18 protein-coding genes are annotated in these 15,877 nt (G+C 69.7%); 5 read left to right on the top strand and 13 right to left on the bottom strand.

The features are described 5' to 3' along the window. Positions 1-36: 36 nt before the first annotated feature. A complete protein-coding gene (locus tag AC07NI_RS13190) occupies positions 37-1,317 on the bottom strand; it encodes an RsmB/NOP family class I SAM-dependent RNA methyltransferase (RefSeq protein WP_494619658.1) in 1,281 nt (426 codons plus the stop codon). Positions 1,318-1,408: 91 nt separating this feature from the next. Here AC07NI_RS13190 and AC07NI_RS13185 point away from each other — a divergent pair, with 91 nt between their 5' ends. Together AC07NI_RS13185 and AC07NI_RS13180 are read left to right on the top strand one after the other, a co-directional pair. Continuing rightward, the gene (locus tag AC07NI_RS13185) at positions 1,409-1,630 is read left to right on the top strand and encodes a DUF1674 domain-containing protein (protein ID WP_494619656.1); all 222 of its coding nucleotides are present in this window, start codon (positions 1,409-1,411) and stop codon (positions 1,628-1,630) included. A 40-nt stretch (positions 1,631-1,670) separates the two neighbouring features. Continuing rightward, positions 1,671-2,102, top strand: coding sequence for an ester cyclase (locus AC07NI_RS13180; protein WP_494619653.1), 432 nt, complete (start codon positions 1,671-1,673; stop codon positions 2,100-2,102). Here the strand turns inward: AC07NI_RS13180 and AC07NI_RS13175 are convergent. The 9 genes from AC07NI_RS13175 to AC07NI_RS13135 form a co-directional block, all read right to left on the bottom strand. Further along, complete coding sequence (locus AC07NI_RS13175) at positions 2,099-2,914, bottom strand: hypothetical protein (RefSeq protein WP_494619651.1); 816 nt, start codon at positions 2,912-2,914, stop codon at positions 2,099-2,101. The genes AC07NI_RS13180 and AC07NI_RS13175 overlap by 4 nt on opposite strands. Positions 2,915-3,011: 97 nt before the next feature. Then, entirely contained in the window at positions 3,012-4,478 is a 1,467-nt protein-coding gene (locus AC07NI_RS13170; protein WP_494619648.1) for a S41 family peptidase, read from the bottom strand. Positions 4,479-4,519: 41 nt separating this feature from the next. Beyond that, a complete protein-coding gene (locus tag AC07NI_RS13165) occupies positions 4,520-5,722 on the bottom strand; it encodes a helix-turn-helix domain-containing protein (RefSeq protein ID WP_494619643.1) in 1,203 nt (400 codons plus the stop codon). A gap of 30 nt (positions 5,723-5,752) precedes the next feature. Next, the gene (locus tag AC07NI_RS13160; RefSeq protein ID WP_494619641.1) at positions 5,753-7,651 is read right to left on the bottom strand and encodes a hypothetical protein; all 1,899 of its coding nucleotides are present in this window, start codon (positions 7,649-7,651) and stop codon (positions 5,753-5,755) included. Between the two features lie 20 nt (positions 7,652-7,671). Next, complete coding sequence (locus AC07NI_RS13155; protein ID WP_494619636.1) at positions 7,672-8,589, bottom strand: hypothetical protein; 918 nt, start codon at positions 8,587-8,589, stop codon at positions 7,672-7,674. Positions 8,590-8,694: 105 nt separating this feature from the next. Further along, the gene (locus AC07NI_RS13150) at positions 8,695-9,111 is read right to left on the bottom strand and encodes a DUF1801 domain-containing protein (protein ID WP_494619634.1); all 417 of its coding nucleotides are present in this window, start codon (positions 9,109-9,111) and stop codon (positions 8,695-8,697) included. 15 nt (positions 9,112-9,126) lie between these two features. After that, on the bottom strand, positions 9,127-9,534 hold the full coding sequence (locus tag AC07NI_RS13145; RefSeq protein ID WP_494619631.1) for a DUF1801 domain-containing protein: 408 nt from the start codon (positions 9,532-9,534) through the stop codon (positions 9,127-9,129). Then, complete coding sequence (locus tag AC07NI_RS13140) at positions 9,531-9,956, bottom strand: SRPBCC family protein (protein ID WP_494619629.1); 426 nt, start codon at positions 9,954-9,956, stop codon at positions 9,531-9,533. The genes AC07NI_RS13145 and AC07NI_RS13140 overlap by 4 nt, the downstream gene beginning before the upstream one ends. Next, positions 9,953-10,282 (bottom strand): ArsR/SmtB family transcription factor, encoded by a 330-nt coding sequence (locus AC07NI_RS13135; RefSeq protein WP_494619627.1) that lies wholly within the window; start codon positions 10,280-10,282, stop codon positions 9,953-9,955. The genes AC07NI_RS13140 and AC07NI_RS13135 overlap by 4 nt, the downstream gene beginning before the upstream one ends. Before the next feature lie 116 nt (positions 10,283-10,398). On the opposite strand from AC07NI_RS13135, the gene ggt reads away from it, so the two are divergent. Next, the gene (gene ggt / locus AC07NI_RS13130) at positions 10,399-12,069 is read left to right on the top strand and encodes a gamma-glutamyltransferase (RefSeq protein ID WP_494619625.1); all 1,671 of its coding nucleotides are present in this window, start codon (positions 10,399-10,401) and stop codon (positions 12,067-12,069) included. A 138-nt stretch (positions 12,070-12,207) separates the two neighbouring features. On the opposite strand, the gene pyrF is transcribed toward ggt, so the two are convergent. Then, positions 12,208-12,897 carry an orotidine-5'-phosphate decarboxylase gene (pyrF, locus tag AC07NI_RS13125; protein ID WP_494619623.1) on the bottom strand — a complete coding sequence of 230 codons (690 nt, stop codon included), beginning with the start codon at positions 12,895-12,897 and terminating at the stop codon, positions 12,208-12,210. An 85-nt stretch (positions 12,898-12,982) separates the two neighbouring features. On the opposite strand from pyrF, the gene AC07NI_RS13120 reads away from it, so the two are divergent. After that, positions 12,983-13,678, top strand: coding sequence for a MarC family protein (locus tag AC07NI_RS13120; protein ID WP_494619621.1), 696 nt, complete (start codon positions 12,983-12,985; stop codon positions 13,676-13,678). Positions 13,679-13,724: 46 nt separating this feature from the next. Next, positions 13,725-14,975, top strand: a complete 1,251-nt coding sequence (locus tag AC07NI_RS13115; RefSeq protein ID WP_494619619.1) for a UbiH/UbiF/VisC/COQ6 family ubiquinone biosynthesis hydroxylase — start codon at positions 13,725-13,727, stop codon at positions 14,973-14,975. Positions 14,976-14,979: 4 nt separating this feature from the next. Here the strand turns inward: AC07NI_RS13115 and AC07NI_RS13110 are convergent, their stop codons facing one another. Together AC07NI_RS13110 and AC07NI_RS13105 are read right to left on the bottom strand one after the other, a co-directional pair. After that, positions 14,980-15,180, bottom strand: coding sequence for a Trm112 family protein (locus AC07NI_RS13110; RefSeq protein WP_494619617.1), 201 nt, complete (start codon positions 15,178-15,180; stop codon positions 14,980-14,982). 10 nt (positions 15,181-15,190) lie between these two features. Further along, entirely contained in the window at positions 15,191-15,865 is a 675-nt protein-coding gene (locus AC07NI_RS13105) for an LON peptidase substrate-binding domain-containing protein (RefSeq protein WP_494619615.1), read from the bottom strand. Positions 15,866-15,877 lie beyond the last annotated feature (12 nt).

Raw genomic sequence — 15,877 nt, 5'->3', positions numbered from 1 at the left:
GTCCTGGGATAACCGCGTCGGGCCGTCCTGTCAGCCCTAGAGCTTCCTGAACCTTGCGGCGAAGAAGCCGTCCTGGCCGCCGTCGCGGTGATGCGGCAGCAGGCGGAGCGTTCCGCGCGCCGTCAGGCTGGCCTCGGGCGAGCCGCCTTCGCCGGCGGTGATCGGCTCCAGGACCATGTCCTTGCGGCGCGCCAGGAAGGCCTCGACCTGGGCCTCGCCCTCTTCCGGCTCCAGCGAGCAGACGGTGTAGACGAGGCGGCCGCCGGGCTTCAGGCGATCGGCGGCGCTGTCGAGGATCTTGGACTGCACGCCGGCCAGGCTGGCGACGTCGCTGGGACGGGCGGCCCACAAGACATCCGGATGGCGGCGAAAGGTGCCGGTGGCGCTGCACGGCGCGTCCAGCAGGATGGCGTCGAAGGTGCGGGCGTCCTCCCAGACGGCCGCGTCGGCGGCGACGATCTCGGCGGCCAGGTGCATGCGCTCCAGGTTCTCGCCCACGCGCTTCAAGCGAGCCGCCGAACGGTCCAGGGCGACGACCTCGGCGCCGGCGGCGGCCAGCTGCAGGGTCTTGCCGCCGGGCGCGGCGCAGAGGTCGAGCACCTTGTCGCCGGCCTTCACGCCCAGCAGTCGGGCGGGGACGGCGGCGGCGGCGTCCTGCACCCACCAGGTCCCGTCCTCGAAGGCCGGCCAAGCGGCGACGTCGCCCTTGCGGCGCACGCGCAGGGTGCCGCCGTCGAGGATCTCGGCTTCCAGCTCTGCGGCCAGGGCGGCGGCGTCGGCCGAGGGCTTCAGCGAGAGGTCGGTGGCGGGTTCGATGGCGATCTGGGCGGCGATCTCGCGGGCCGTGGCCTCGCCGAACGCGGCGACCCAGCGCGAATAGAGCCAGGGCGGGGCCAGAAGGGTCGGATCGTCGCTCGGCGGCGCATCGCGCAGCAGGCCGCGCAGCACGGCGTTGACCAGGCCCTTGAACGGACGGCTGGTCTTGTTGGCGCCGGCCAGCTCGACCGAGGTGGCCACGGCGGCGAAGGCCGGGACCTCCAGATGGAAGGCCTGGGCCGCGCCGAGACGCAGCAGGTTCATCACCCGGTCCGGCGGGGCCTTCTGCAGGCGGGCGGCCAGGGCGCGGTCGATGGGGCCCAGATGGCGCAGCACGGCCATGGCCAGCGCCCGCGCGAAAGCGCGCTCACGCGGCTCCAGGAAGCGGAAACCGTTGGCCGACGTGGCTTCGTCGATGCCGCCGCGACGCGAAAGCGCCGCCTCGATAAGGTTCAGAGCGGCCTCCCGGGCGGGGAGACCGTCGTTGAGTTCTTGAGTCACCGCCTCGCCGTGCCTCAAAGGCGAGGGCTAGCGCAAGCGTCTTGCGGAAAAATCGCGCGGCGAGGCGGACGAAAAATGCTAGAATCCGTCCATGTCCGAGCCTTCCGACGCGTCCCCGCAGCCTGAAACCGTCCCCGGCGCCGCGCCCGGCAAGGAGCTGAGCCCCGCCGCTCGCCGCGCCTTGGAAGAGGCCGCCGCTCGTCGCGCCGCCGAGGCCGCGCTGCACCTGCCGCCGGAAAAGGGCGGCCGCGAAGGCCCCGAGCCGACCCGCTTCGGCGACTGGGAGAAGAAGGGCGTGGCGGTAGACTTCTGAGGCTGGCAGGCTCCCTCAAAACACAAAGGGAGGAGCAGCCTTGGAAGATCTCGCCGAAAAGCGCCTGCGGGTCGTGCGCGACCACATGGCGCTGGAGTGCGTCCACGACTGGGACGCGGTGATCGCCACCTTCGAGCATCCTCGTTACGAGATGCACGGCCCTGGCACCGTGTTCGACGGCGAGGCCGCCGTGCGCGGCTATTTCGCCGCCTCGCGCACGCCGTTCCCGGACCAGGGCAACGAGATCATCGCCATCGCCCATGCCGGCGACACGGTGCTGGTCGAGTTCTGGCTGACCGGCACCCACCTGGGGCCGCTGCGGCTGCCGACCGGCGTCGCCGAGCCCACCGGCAAGGCCTTCCGCATCCGCATGGCCGCCAGCTTCGAGTTCGCGCCCGGAAGCGACAAGATCATCTGTGAGCGGCCGTACTACGACCAGTTCGCGGTGCTGCGGGCGCTGGAACTGGGCTAGGCCGCCGCCGGCGCGGGCTTGCGGCGGATCGCCAGGGCGTTCCAGCCGATGGCCACCGTCGCGGCGCCCACCGCGAAGCCGAGCGCCAGCAGCACGGTCAGCGGCGTCCTGCCCAGGCCTTCGAAGGTCGTGCGCCACGCGCCGTTGGCGGGGGTGACCTGGAAGGCGACGATCTGCACGACGACGACGCCCAGGGCGACGAGCCACGGCTGGCCATGGCGCGGATCGCGCCGCCAGAGCCACAGGGCGATCAGCCCGGCGACCAGATTGGCCAGCTGCACGCCCGAGCCGAAGACCGGAAAGTCCTGCGGCCCGCGGATGGTCATGCCGGGCACGACCTGGTTGAAGACCCGCCCCAGCACCGGGCTCAGCAGCGGCAGGGCCGACGACAGCATGTAGCCGGCGTGCAGCCGCACGGCGCGGCGATGGCGCAACGCCATGGCGATCGCATACAGCACCGCGCCGAAGGCCAGGATGTCGAGGACGGCCAGCTTGGCGCCCCACAGCGCATAGAACGGATTGCCGCCGCCCGTGCCCGCCGCCATCGAATGCAGCACCCCCATGGCCCCGGCGCCGAACAGCGGCGCGGCGAGGAAGGTCGCCCGGCCCGTCAGGCGATGGACCGCCAGCTGACCGTGATGCGGCGTCCAGCTCTGGGCCAGCAGCAACAGCATCCATAGCGTCGCTGTGATCCCATGGATGTGGAAGCCGAGCGGGGACGTGGACAGGATGCTGAAATAGCTGCGCCAAAAGGCGAAGACGGTCGCCGCGAGCATCGCGACGATGAACAGCCAGGCGTGGCGATAAGGCATGCGTCGTCCCCCCGGACCATGGACGCACGACTATGATCCTTCTGGGAAAACTGTCTATCGCCGAACGCCGTTTTGTCATTGCGCTAGAAGCGCACGCTCATCCTCCGAGCAGGAGCGCCGTCGCCGCCAGCATCTGCGGGTCCCGGCCCGTGGCGATATCCTTCGCCGTCGTGGCCACCGCGAGGTCGGGTTCGATCGCGGCGTCCGGCTGGGGCGTCGTGGGGAAGCTGGCGATCAGGGGCAGGTCGACCTCCAGCCGTGACGCCGGCAGCTGCAGGAAGAAGAAGGCGCCGCCATTGATGCCGCGCCGATTGCCGCCGGTGGTCTGGCCGACCAGCGTCGCCAGGCCGTTGTCCTTGCAGGTCTGGTCGAAACCGAAGGTCGCCGAGCTGTTGGAGGCGTCGCACAGCACCGCCACCCGGCCCTTGAACCGGCGACCCTCGGGTTGGATGAGGCCGCTCTTGCCGTTCTCGTCATAGCGGGTCAGTCGATAGAAGCCGGGGCGCTCCTGCGAGGCCACGGCCGCCTCCCCCCAGTCCAGGAAGCTGCGGTCCCAGGTCTTGAGGTGCGGGCGCAGGGCCTCGGGCGCGGTGCGGTATCGCGTCCAGCGTTGGTCGCGCGACAGGGCCAGGTCGCGATCGATGAGCCGGCTGATGATGACATTGCCGCAGTCCATGCCGCCTTCATTGCCGCGCAGATCGACGATCAGGCCGCGCGCGCCGTCGCCCGTCAGGTCGTCCATCACCCCGCCCAGCCAGGCCCGCCAGTCGAAGCTGGAATCGTAGAGCGCCCAGCCGGGCATGGTCAGGCGATGCACGCCGTCCTCGCCCTTGGCCAGCGTCCAGGGATTGGCGTCCTTGGCGACCTCGACACTGGCCGAGAAGCCGGCCCGGCGGTCGGCCAGGGTCAGCAGCGGCGCACGGATCACGCGGCCGTCGGCCAGGGTGAAGGCGGCGACGTCCTTCAGCGGCAAGACGAGCGGCAAATGGATGTCGAAGGTCTCGTAGCGGTCCTCGCCGCGCGCCTCCATCAGGCTGATCCGCTTGGCCAGGTTGGAGCCATCGGCCCGGGCCAGGGGCGTGAGCCGCGCCAGCAGCGTCCTGGTCGAGACGCCATCGATCGCGGTGATCACCGTACCGCGTGGGAACAGGCCCGCGCCGCTGTCGTCGCGGATCACCACCATCGCGCCGTCGATCCAGCGGAACAGGAACGGCACCAGGGAGCGGTCCGGATAGATCCGCGCCACGGTCGCGTCGCTGCTGTTGTAGGGGCTGGGATAGGTGTGGCCGCATTGGATCGAGGCCGTGACCCGTGTCAGCGCCAGGAAGCGGTCGCGGAACGACCCCGGCGCGGCCCAGGCGCGCGCCAGGCCGTCCAGCCGCGCCGAGACCTGTCGCGGCGTGCTGTAGCGATAGACGCCGGGATGCATCGTCTCCCAGGCCTGGCGCAGGATCGCGACGTCGCCGCTCCAGTCGTCGGTGACGGTCTCCGCCCAGCCAGGCGTGGCGGCACCCACGGCCAGGCCCACGGAAAGCTGCAACAGGCGACGGCGGTTCAACGGCATGGACGGGATCCTTACGAACGGGAGCCAGCCCATGCGCCGGCTCACGGCGCGGCTCGCCTCATTTCCGCGTCCGGATGCAAAAAAGCAGGATCTGAGACCTGCTGGCGGAACCTGGAGGGCGAGAGGCCGAACCGGGCCTTGAAGGCGCGATTGAAGCTGGCCTTGGACGCGAAGCCCATGTCGAGCGCCAGGCTCAGCAGGTCGCGGTCGGAGCCGGCTTCCAGCGCCCGCGCCACGCCCTCGGCCCGCAGCCCGTTCACGAAGGTGGAGAAGTTCACGCCGAGGCCCAGATTGATGGCCCGGGACAGGCGACCGCTGTTGGTCCCCAGAAGCCGGGACAGTCGCGCCAGCGACAGGTCCGGTTCGCGCCACCAGCCCGCGTCGCGCGTGCGGTCGGCGATCTCCAGGGCGATGGCCGGCCAGTCCGGCGCCCGCGCGGTCTCGGGGTCCGTGAGGACCGGCTCCTCGGACGACGCCGCCAAGGGCGCGGGAAGCGCCGCGTGCCGCCATCCCGCCACGCCCAGATAGACGCCGACCACGGCCAGGGCCAGGTACAGCCCGGTCTCCTGGAGGAAGTCGATGCCGCCGACGAGAGCGGACCAGAGCCAGAAACTCGCTTCGACGCCGAGGCCGACCAGGATCGCCGCCAGGACATGGCCCAGCCATCGCGCGGAGAACCGGTCGTCGTCGCTGCGGTGATCGGCCAGCCTCACGCGCTGGCGTTTCAGGACCTGCCGGATCGCATTGGCGTAGGTGGCCAAGCTCACCAGTCCCAGCACGTCGAACGCGGGCGCGATCCAGGCGCGATGGCCGCCCGTATACCACTGCCACTTGACCTCGCCGGGGATCAGGAAACAGACGGCGAAGTACAGGAACTGGGCGACGGCGGGGGCCAGATGCAGGCCGATGCGGCGCGGCGGCGTTCCGTCCGCCAGGGCGTGGGCGTAGCCGTAGAGCAGCGGGCCGAACGCCAGCGGGATGGCGAAGGGGGCGAAGGTCAGCCAGCGGAAGCGGTCATAGGCGCCGGCGAAACCGATCGCATAGGGCGTCAGCAGTCCGGCGACTGCCACTAGGGCGGCCGCGAGAAAGCGGCTGGCCGCCGGGTTCTCGGCGTTGCGCGCCAAGGCTCCGGCCAGCAGCAAGCATTGCAGGACCGCGGCGCAAAGCAGCGCCGTCCGCCATCCGAAATGCAGGCCCCAGTCCGACATGGCGCCGACGCTACGGGCCGCGCCGGCTTCGGGCAACCGGCGTCGGTCGCCCGAGCCTGGTTCGTCCTAGGCCACCGCGTCCTCCTTCAGCAGGTCGTCCCGCAGTTGCTTGCGGTACGCCGCCAGGTCGGCCAGCCGGGCCTTGGCGGCGGCGTCGCGGGCGTCGGCGATCTCGCGCAGGCGCACGGCCGCCTCGACCAGGTAGGCGCCCAGTTCGTCGCCGGTCAGGTAGGTCCCACGCAGCTTGTTCAGCTTGGTGTGGCCGTCCTTGAAGCTGCTGTTGAAGTGCTCCGAGACGATGGCGGCCGCGTGCCATTCGGCGACCTGGCGCAGGAAGAACCCGTCGGTCGTCTCGATGGTCGAGGCCAGCCGGCTCTTCTTCAGGCCCTCCGACGCCGCGGCGCTTTCCGACAGGCCGATCTGGATCTTCGCCTCCTCGGCCACCTGGTGCATGAAGTCGGCGAACGACTTGAAGAAGAAGGCGATCTCCTCGACGATCTCCTTGGTCCGTTTCAGGGCGCTGATGCTGATGTTCAGCGACTTGATCGCCAGCTTGATCGTCTCTTCCTTCGAGAGCTTGCCCTTCAGCAGGGCGTTGATCTTGACCAGGTTGGCGGCCTGTTCGCGGCGCTCCTTCTCGTAGGCCTCGGCCTTATCGAGCATCTTCATCTGCAGCTCGCGCAGGCCGGCGGCCTCGTCCTTCTGCTCCTTGGAGAGCTCGCCCAGCCCGTCGGCCAGGGCCTTCAGCCCGGCCTGCAGGCCGGTCAGGGCGTCGGCCAGCTTGCTGGTCTCGGCCTCGTCCTCGTCCAGCTTCTTCTTGGCGTCCTTCAGGCGGCCCTTGACGCCGTTGATCTCGGCGCCGTCGGCGGGGTTTTCCTCGGTCTCCTTGGGCGTGCCGACCTCGACGGGCTTGGCGGCGGCGTCCTGGGCCTTCTTGAGGTCCTTGCGCAGGCCCTCGACCTTGTCCTTGCTGGCCAGGGCCTTCTTCTCGGCGACCTCGTATTCCTTCTTCTTCTTGGAGATCTCGGTCTTGGTCGCGATGACCTTGGTGGTGGTGTCGGCGTCCGGGTCGGGCTTCTTGGCGTCGCCGGTGGCTTGCTTGAGCGTGCTCATCGCGCCCGCCGCGATCACCGAGGCGCCGCCCGTGGCCCCGGCCCCCAGGGCCATGGCGATGGCCGGCATGGCCGAGGACAGCACCTGGGCGCCGATCTTGACGATCTGCATGATGAAGGCCCGCTGCTCGGCGGTCTCGGCGCGGGTCTCATAGGCCTTGGCCTTGGCCTCGAAGCTCTTGAAGCTCTCCTTCAGGTCGGCGACCAGGCTCTCCAGCCGCGCGCTCTCGGCCTCGGCCTCCTCGACCTCGGCGCGGATCGCCGCCTGGTCGGCCAGGCGGCTGGCCAGGGCCTTCTCGCTGGCGTCCGAGGCGGTGGTCGTGTCCTTGATGATCTGGTCGTAGGTCTTGGCGATCTGGCTGAGCTTGGCCTCGACCTCGCTGGCCCGGCGCTGGATGCCGGTCGCCAGCTTCAGCAGGTCCTTGCCGACGAAGGCCTTGATCTCCTTGGCCGCGTCGTCGTCGTCCTTGGCGTCCTGCCAGTCGGGCAGGGCGTTGGTCAGCTCGGTGATGATGTTCTTGGCCGTGGTCATGGCCGCGGCCAGGGCCCGGGTGCTGTCGCTCTGGGCGTCGATCAGCTTGTCCATGATCGCCGAGATCTTGACCCGGATCTCGCCCTCTTCCTGGGGCGTGGTGTTGTAGGCGATGTAGAGCAGGTCGATGGCGTTGTCGGTGTCGATCTTGGCGCGCTCGACATTGTACGTGCCCTCGATCTTGCGGACGTAGCCCTTGACGATCGGGCTGTCGTACTTGGGCAGGACCAGGGGCTTGGCGGCCCGCAGCTTGATGACCTCGTCGTCGATGCCCTTGTCGATCTGGGCGGCGCGGCTCTCGAAGGCGGCGGTGTCGGTCATGATCGTCTCCCGTCGGATGGTCAGAAACAGGACCGCAGCTGCTGCTCGGTCAGGGTGGTCTTGGCCTGGCCCAGCAGGACCCCGGAGCGCCGGGTGGCCTCGTCGACGCGCACGGCCAGGCCGCGCACGGTGCGGGCGGTGCGCGCCCGGCCGTCGGCGGTGTCGACCCGCCGGGCCTCGTCCAGGGCGTCGTCGAACTCGTCCAGCAGCAACTTGCTGTCGTGGGCGTTGGTCTCCAGCGTCGTGAGGGCGGCCTGCCAGCGCTTGATCGCGGTCTCGGCGGCGCCGATCTCCTCGCGGGTGGCGCCCATGTCGGTCACGGTGGCGTCGTAGGCGCGCTTGCTGTCGCGATAGCGGCCTTCGGAGTCCCTGGCGGCCTGGCCGGCGATCTCGAGCCGGCGCCGGGTGTCGGCGATCTGCGGTTCGTAGTCGACGAAGCGGCCGGTCAGCTGGGCCAGCTTGTAGGCCAGCTCGCACAACGCGTTGATCTTCCAGGGATCGGCCTTGCAGTCGGCCAGGGCGCGGTCCTGCGAGGCCTTGCGCTGCTGCATGTGGTCCAGCTCCTGGTTCAGCCGGTTCAGCTCCGCCTGCTCGGCGTTGCGGGTCTTCTCGAAGCCCCTGTACTCGGCCTCCTGGACGACCAGCGCGGGCTCCAGCTCCAGCTTGTGCCGCATCAGCGCGCCCAGCTTCAGCTGGTCCTTGTCGCGCTGCTGGATCAGGCTGGTCTTCTGCTGGCCGAAGCAGGTCACCCGCGCGGCGATGTCGTCGTGGGTCGCGCGGGCGGCGGTGAGCTGCTGCTCGAACGCGGCGATCGCCGCCGGCGTCAGGGGTTCGCGGTCCTGGGCGTGGACGCCCGTGAACAGCACGAACGACCAGACCAGGCCGGCCAGCGCGCGGCGGACGCTGGCGCTGACACCTCCGGATGCTGGTCGCGGCATAGGTCCCCCCGGACTGGGAACGCGCCGGGATTGTTACGGCGTCAAATTCCCTCAAAGGGCGATTTAGCGATCATCGTTTGCCGAGAGTCAATCGGACGTCGTCGCTCAGGTTGCAGCCTTCTTCTTCGGTTTGGCCTTGGCGGCGTTGAAGGCCACGGCGGCGCGGAACAGGGCCTTGAAGGCCTCGGCGTCGATCGTGGCGCCCTCGGGGAAGTCGATGGCGCGGCGGACATTGCCCTCCAGGCTGGAATTGAACAGCGGGGTCGGGTCGTCCAGGGCCGCGCCGTGGGCGAAGGTCGTCTTGACCACCTTCTTGTAGACCTCGCCGGTGCAGATCAGGCCGTCGTGCGACCACACCGGCTTGCCCCACTTCCACTCCTCGACGACGTCGGGATCGGCTTCCAGGATCAGCTGGCGCATGCAGGCCAGGGTCTGGCCGCGCCAGTCGGTGAGCTCGCTGATGGCGCGATCGATCAGCTGGCTGGCGGGGACGCCGACGTCCTCGGGGCGGGTGCTCTTCATAAGGTGTCCTTGAGGCTAGAGACGTTCGCCGGGCAGCAGGGCGGCCTGCCGGACCCAGTCGCTGAACTGGGCCTCGTCGAGCGGTTCGTCCTCCGAGACGTGCAGGTAGCGCACGGTGTCCTTCTTCGAGGCGACGGGCGGCGGCGGGTCCAGCGCCGCGCCCCGGAAGAAGGCGATCTTCACGTAGCGGGCATAGACGTGGATCGCCAGGAACCAGGCCTTGTCACCGGTTCCGTAGAACGGCGAGTTCCACTTCACGGCCTTGACCACGTCGGGGATGGCGGCGGTGATCAGCGCGTCGAGGCGAGCCCCGACGGCGCTCTTCCAGCCCGGCATGGCGGCGATATAGGCCTGCACCGGTCCATCGCCGTCGCCCTTGGGGATTTGCGGATTGCCGCCCGACAGGAGGACCGGCTCGGTCATAAGCCGTCCTTGTCCAGCAGCGTCGCCAGCTTGTCGAAGAAGCTCTTCCAGCCGGCGCGGGCGCCGCCGAAGGCCTGCTTCTGGTCGGGACGGAAGCCGGCCTGTTCCATGCGCAGGTGCGTGCCGGCATCGGTCGGCGTGAGGGTGAAGGTCACGACGCTCTTCAGCGCATAGGCCGGGTCCTCGTGATCGAAGTCCCAGCTATAGGCCAGCTTGTGGTCCGGCTCGATCGCCAGGACTTCGCAGTCCAGCACGCCGCCCCACTCGCCGGTGAGCTTGAACTGGTGGCCGACGGTCGGGACGAAGTCGTTGGCCATCAGCCATTCGGCGATCAGGTGCGGCTGGGTCAGGGCCCGCCACAGCTTGGCGGGCGGGTGGGCGATGTCGCGCTCGACGACGACGGTCTTGGTTTCGAGAGTCATTGGTCCATCCTGTTGAGCAGGTCTTCCAGCTTGTCGAACCGGCCTTCCCAGAACCCCGCCATCTGCTGGGTCCAGTCGATCAGCGGCCCCAGGGCGCCGAGCTGGGCGGTGTAGTGGGTCTGGCGGCCCGCCTGCCGGTCGCGCACCAGCCCGGCCAGTTTCAGGGCGGCCAGGTGCTTGGAGACGGCGGGTTGGGACACGCCGGCCTGGGCGGTGAGCGCCCCGACCGTCTGCTCGCCCTCCCGGCACAGGCGCTCGAACAGCGCCCGGCGGGTGGGATCGGCCAGGGTCCGGAACAGCAGGTCGTGGGGCGTTTGCGGGTTCAACTGATAACTTTCAGGTTATGGGTTATCTCATAACTCTGGAGTTATGGGTGCGTCAAGGACCATTGTTCCGCGACCGGTATCGGCTAGCGTGGCCATCCCACGTCCGGAGACCGCCCTTGCGCCTGCTCGCCAAGATCGCCGCGATCGCCCTGCTGCTGCTGGCCCCGCCCGCTTTGGCCAAGCCGCCCGCGCCCGTGCTCACCGCCGGAGCCGTGGCCTCGCCGGACCGCTACGGAGCGCTGGCGGCGCAGGAGATCCTGAAGGCCGGCGGCAACGCGGTCGACGCGGCGGTGGCGACGGGGTTCGCCCTGGCGGTCACCTATCCCGAGGCCGGCAACCTGGGCGGCGGCGGGTTCATGACGCTGTATGTCGGCGGCAAGCCCTATTTCCTCGACTACCGCGAGACGGCCCCGGCGGCGGCCTCGGCCGACATGTATCTGGGCAAGGATGGCGAGCCGGTCGCGGACCTGTCCCTGTACGGCAATCTCGCTTCCGGTACGCCCGGCACGGTGCGGGGCCTGGCCATGGCCCACAAGCGTTTCGGCAAGCTGCCCTGGGCGCGGGTCCTGGCCCCGGCCATCCGCTACGCCCGCGACGGTTTCGAGGTGAACGCGCAGTTCGCCGGCATGCTGACCAGCGAGGTCCCGCCGCCGTTCAAGGCCACGAACTTCAAGACCTATTTCGGCCCGCGGAAGGCCGGGACGCTGTTCAAGCAGCCCGAGCTGGCGGCCACGCTGGACCGCATCGCCAAGGGCGGCGACCGCGAGTTCTACGAGGGCAAGACCGCCGACCTGCTGGTCGCCCAGATGCAGCGTGGGCCCAAGGGGTTGATCACCAAGGCCGATCTGGCCGCCTACAAGGCTGTTTGGCGCGCGCCGATCACCGCCAAGTGGCGCGGCTACGACGTCATCACCGCTCCGCCGCCCAGCTCCGGCGGCATCGCCCTGATGCAGATGCTACTGATGAAGCAGGACCTGGCGCCCAAGTTCAAAGGCGTGGGCCTCAACGAGCCGCAGTACGTCCACCTGCTGGCCGAGATCGAAAAGCGCGTCTACGCCGACCGCGCGGAATATCTGGGCGACCCGGACTTCGTGAAGGTCCCGATCGCCAACCTCATCAACCCCGCTTATGTCGCCAGGCGCGCTGCCGAGGTCGATCCGGACAAGCCGTCGCCGACCAAGGCGGTGGTCCCGGGGCTGGAGAAGCCGCAGACCACGCACTTCTCGATCGTCGACAAGTGGGGCAACGCGGTCTCCAACACCTATACGCTGAACGGCTGGTTCGGCTCGGGCGTGGTGGTCGAGGGGGCGGGCTTCCTGCTCAACGACGAGATGGACGACTTCTCGGCCAAGCCCGGCGCGCCCAATGTCTACGGCGTGGTCGGCGGCTCGGCCAACGCCATCGCGCCCCATAAGCGGCCCTTGTCCTCGATGACCCCCACCATCCTGGTCAAGGACGGCAAGCCGGCCATGGTCATCGGCACGCCGGGCGGCTCGCGGATCTTCACCTGGGTGTTCCAGGTGCTGGCCAATGTGTACGACTTCGACCTCAGCCTGAAGGCGGCCCAGAAGGCCCCGCGCTACCACCACCAACTGCTGCCGGAGAACGTGATCTTCTACGAGCCGTCGGGACCGCCGTCGACCGGCTTGAAGACGGCGCTGGAAGGGCGCGGCTACAAGTGGGTCGAGGACTTCAGCGGCGACATGGAGGCGATCCAGGTGGTCGGCCGGACGCCCGTGCCGGAGGCTGATCCTCGGGCGCGCGGGGTGGCGCTGGTCGTCAAATGACCCCTTCTCCCCTTGCGGGAGAAGGTGGCTGGCGAAGCCAGACGGATGAGGGGTTGAAAGGCCTGTCCGGACAGGGTGGCGCAACCCCTCACCCGGCCCTTCGGGCCACCCTCTCCCGCAAGGGGAGAGGGAGACGCGTCAGAGCCCCGCGATCTCCGCCACCACCTTCAGCGCCGCTTCACGCGGGTCATTCGCCGCCGTGATCGGGCGGCCGCAGACCAGGTGGCTGGCGCCGGCGCGGATGGCGTCGGCGGGGGTGGCGGCGCGGGCCTGGTCGTTCTTGGCCGACCAGTCGGGGCGCACGCCGGGGGTGACGATCAGGAAGTCCGGACCGGCGATTTCGCGGGCCATGGCCGCTTCGTGCGGGCTGGAGACGATGCCGTCGACGCCGGCCTCAATCGCTTGGCGCACGCGGCGCTCGACGAGGTCACGGGCGTTGAAGCTGTAGCCCATCTCGATCAGGTCGGCGTCGGTCAGGCTGGTCAGCACCGTCACCGCCAGGATCTTCAGGCTGGAGTCGCCGCGCGCCTTCACCGCCGCCTTCATCACCTGCGGCTCGGCGTGGACGGTCAGCAGGTCGCAGCCGCTCTGGGCCAGCACCCGCGCCGAGCGCTCCACGGTCGCGCCGATGTCGTGCAGCTTCCAATCCAGGAAGATCGACTTGCCCGAGGCCTTCAGCTCGTGGGCCAGGGTCATGCCGTCGCTGGCCAGCAGCTCCAGGCCGATCTTGTAGAAGCTGACCGCGTCGCCCAGCTGGTCCACCATCTGGCGGGCGTCGTCGACGGTGGGCAGGTCCAGCGGAACGATCAGGCGCGGATCGGCGGTCATCTTTGGTCCCCGGGGTTGGCGCGCGACATTGTCCGCCCTAGGAAGGGCGAAGCTCTGGGCGCGATCTAAAAGGTAAGGACGTCGAATGACCGAGGCCAAACTCGCCGTCAACTTCTTCGTCGCGCTGTTCGCTCTGATCGACCCGATCGGCAACGTGCCGTTGTTCGCCGCCGCCACCCTGGGCGCGGCCGCCGCGGGCCGCCGGATGGTGGCCGTCTATATCGGCCTGTTCGTCGCCGCGTTCCTGATCTTCTTCTTCTTCACCGGCGTTGGGCTGTTGGCCTTCTTCGGCATCTCGATGCCGGCCTTCCGCATCGCCGGCGGCGTCATCCTGTTCATTCTCGGCCTGGACATGCTGCGCGACGACTTCACCACCATGTTCGCCGACGCGGCCGAGGGCATCGAGGGGCAGTCGGCGCGGGTCTACGCCCAGAAGCGCTTCGAGCGCCTGATCGTGCCGTTCGCCATGCCGCTGCTGATCGGGCCGGGCGCGATCTCGACCGTGATCATCTACGCCGCCGAGGCCAAGCCGTTCGGCTGGGCGGGCCTGGGCCTGGGCGTGGCGGTGATCTCGGCGGTGTCGCTGGTGATGGTGGCGGTGTTCTGGGCCGCGCCGCTGATCAGCAAGGTGCTGGGCCGGATCGGCATGAGCATCGTGGTCCGCGTGCTGGGCCTGATCCTCTGCGCCCTGGCGGTGCAGTTCGTGCTGATCGGCGTCGGCGACGCCACGCGCGGCCTGGTCCGCCAGGACGCCAAGGCGCCCTACGCGGCCGCTAAGTAGCCGCGCGGTCTGGACAGTCTTGGCCGCAGGAGCCCATATCCCCGCCATGCGCGCACACGATGCCGATGTGATCATCGCCGGCGCCGGCATGGCCGGCTCGACCCTCGCCCTGGCTCTAGCCTCGGGCGGCCTGAAGCCGCTGCTGGTCGACCCCCAGCCGTTCGAGGCCCAGCTGGCCCCGACCTTCGACGGGCGGTCCTCGGCGATCGCCTATTCCAGCTTCCGCCAGTGGCGCACGATCGGCGCGGGCGAGGCCTTGGCCCCCCACGCCCAGCGCATCGAGCAGATCCTGGTCACCGACGGCCGTACGCCCGGCGCGGCGGCCCGCAAGGCCTCGCCGGCCTTCCTGCGCTTCGACTCCAGCGAGATCTCCGGCCGCATCGACGGCGAGCCGCTGGGCTATCTGATCGAGAACCGCCAGATCCGCGCGGCGCTCTCTCAGGCGGTGGTCGACAAGGGCATCCCGGTCATCGCCCCGATGGCCGCCAAGGCTCTGACGGTCGAGGCCAGCGCGGCGAAGCTGACCCTGTCCGACGGCCGGGTGCTGTCGGCCCCGCTGGCGGTCAGCGCCGAGGGGCGGGGCTCGGTCCTGCGCCGGGCGGCCGGCATCGGCGAGATCGGCTGGGGCTATGGCCAGTCGGGCGTCGTCTGCACCGTGCGCATGCAGCGCCCGCACGAGGGCGTGGCCCACGAATATTTCCTGCCCAGCGGCCCGTTCGCCATCCTGCCGCTGACCGACAACCGCGCCAGCCTGGTGTGGACCGAGAGCACCGCGCGCGGCGAGGCGCTGCGCAATGCGTCGAAGGAAGCCTTCCACGCCCACCTGATGCGGCGGTTCGGGGACTTCCTGGGTGAGGTCACGATCGAGGGGCCGACCTTCGTCTATCCGCTGTCGCTGTCGCTGGCCGAGCGCATGGTCGCGCCGCGTCTGGCGCTGATCGGCGACGCCGCGCATGGCGTGCATCCGATCGCGGGGCAGGGGCTGAACCTGGGTTTGAAGGATGCGGCGGCCTTGGCCGAGGTGCTGGTCGAGGCCGTGCGCAACGGTGAGGATATCGGCGGCGACGTGGTGCTGGAGCGCTATGTCCGCTGGCGGCGGTTCGACACGGTCAGCAATGCGCTGGCGTTCGACGCCTTCGTGCGCGTGTTCTCGAACGACAATCCGCTGATGCGGGTCGTGCGCGGGGCGGGCCTGGCGGTGGTCAACCAGATCGCGCCGGCGCGACGGTTCTTCATGCACGAGGCCGGCGGCGGGGTGGGCGACCTGCCGAAGCTGTTGCGGGGCGTGAGCCTCTAGAGGGCTACGCGTCGAGCTCCCGCGCCTCTTCCGGCAGCATGATCGGCACGCCGTCGCGGATCGGATAGGCCAGCTTGGCCGAGCGGCTGACGAGCTCGCCCTTGGCGCGGTCGTATTCCAGCGGGCCGCGGGTCACGGGGCACACCAGCACTTCCAGCAGGCGGGGATCGACGTCGATGATCGGGGCGGGAGCGTCTTGGGTCATGAGGCTGTGTCTACTGGATCGAATGCGGTTCGTCATCGTCCCCGGCGGCCGCGTCGATCTCCAGCAGCGCGGTCAGGGTCGCCTTGCGTTCGAAGATGGTCTCGGCCTCCAGCAGGGCCTGCTTTTCCATCGGATCGAACGGCAGGGCCATGGCCAGGCTGTTGATCAGGGCGTCCGACGGCGCGCTCTCCGCGTCGGTCCAGTCGATCGCCAGGCCGCGGTGGTCGAGATAGCGGCGCAGGGCGCTGAGCAGCCGGTCGATGTCGGCGGCCGTGCGCGTGCCGCCCGGGCCGTCCTCGCGCAGGTCGGGCTCGTAGGGCGCGAAGTCGGCGCGGACCTGGCGATAGGGCGTGCGCACCGGCAGCTCGTCGCCGGCCCGGAAGCGGCAGACCCCGGTCAGGGTGATCAGGTAGCGGCCGTCGCTGGTCTCGGCGAAGCTGGTCACCCGGCCCGCGCAGCCGACGGGGGCCAGGGACGGACGCTGGTTGTCGGCGGCCTGGTGCGGGCGGGTCTGGATCATGCCGATGATCCGCTCGCCCGACATGGCGTCGTCCAGCATGTTCAGGTAGCGCGGCTCGAAGATGTTCAACGGCAACTGGCCGCCGGGCAGCAACAGCACGCCGTCCAGCGGGAACACCGGGATCACCAGCGGAAGGTCGCTCAGCTTTCGGTAGGCCACCGCCATTCAGCGCTCCCT

The sequence above is a fragment of the Caulobacter sp. GW821-FHT10E02 genome, from assembly GCF_059415225.1.
The sequence above is the reverse complement of the archived record's forward strand: the minus strand, read 5'-3'. Positions and strand labels throughout refer to the sequence as shown.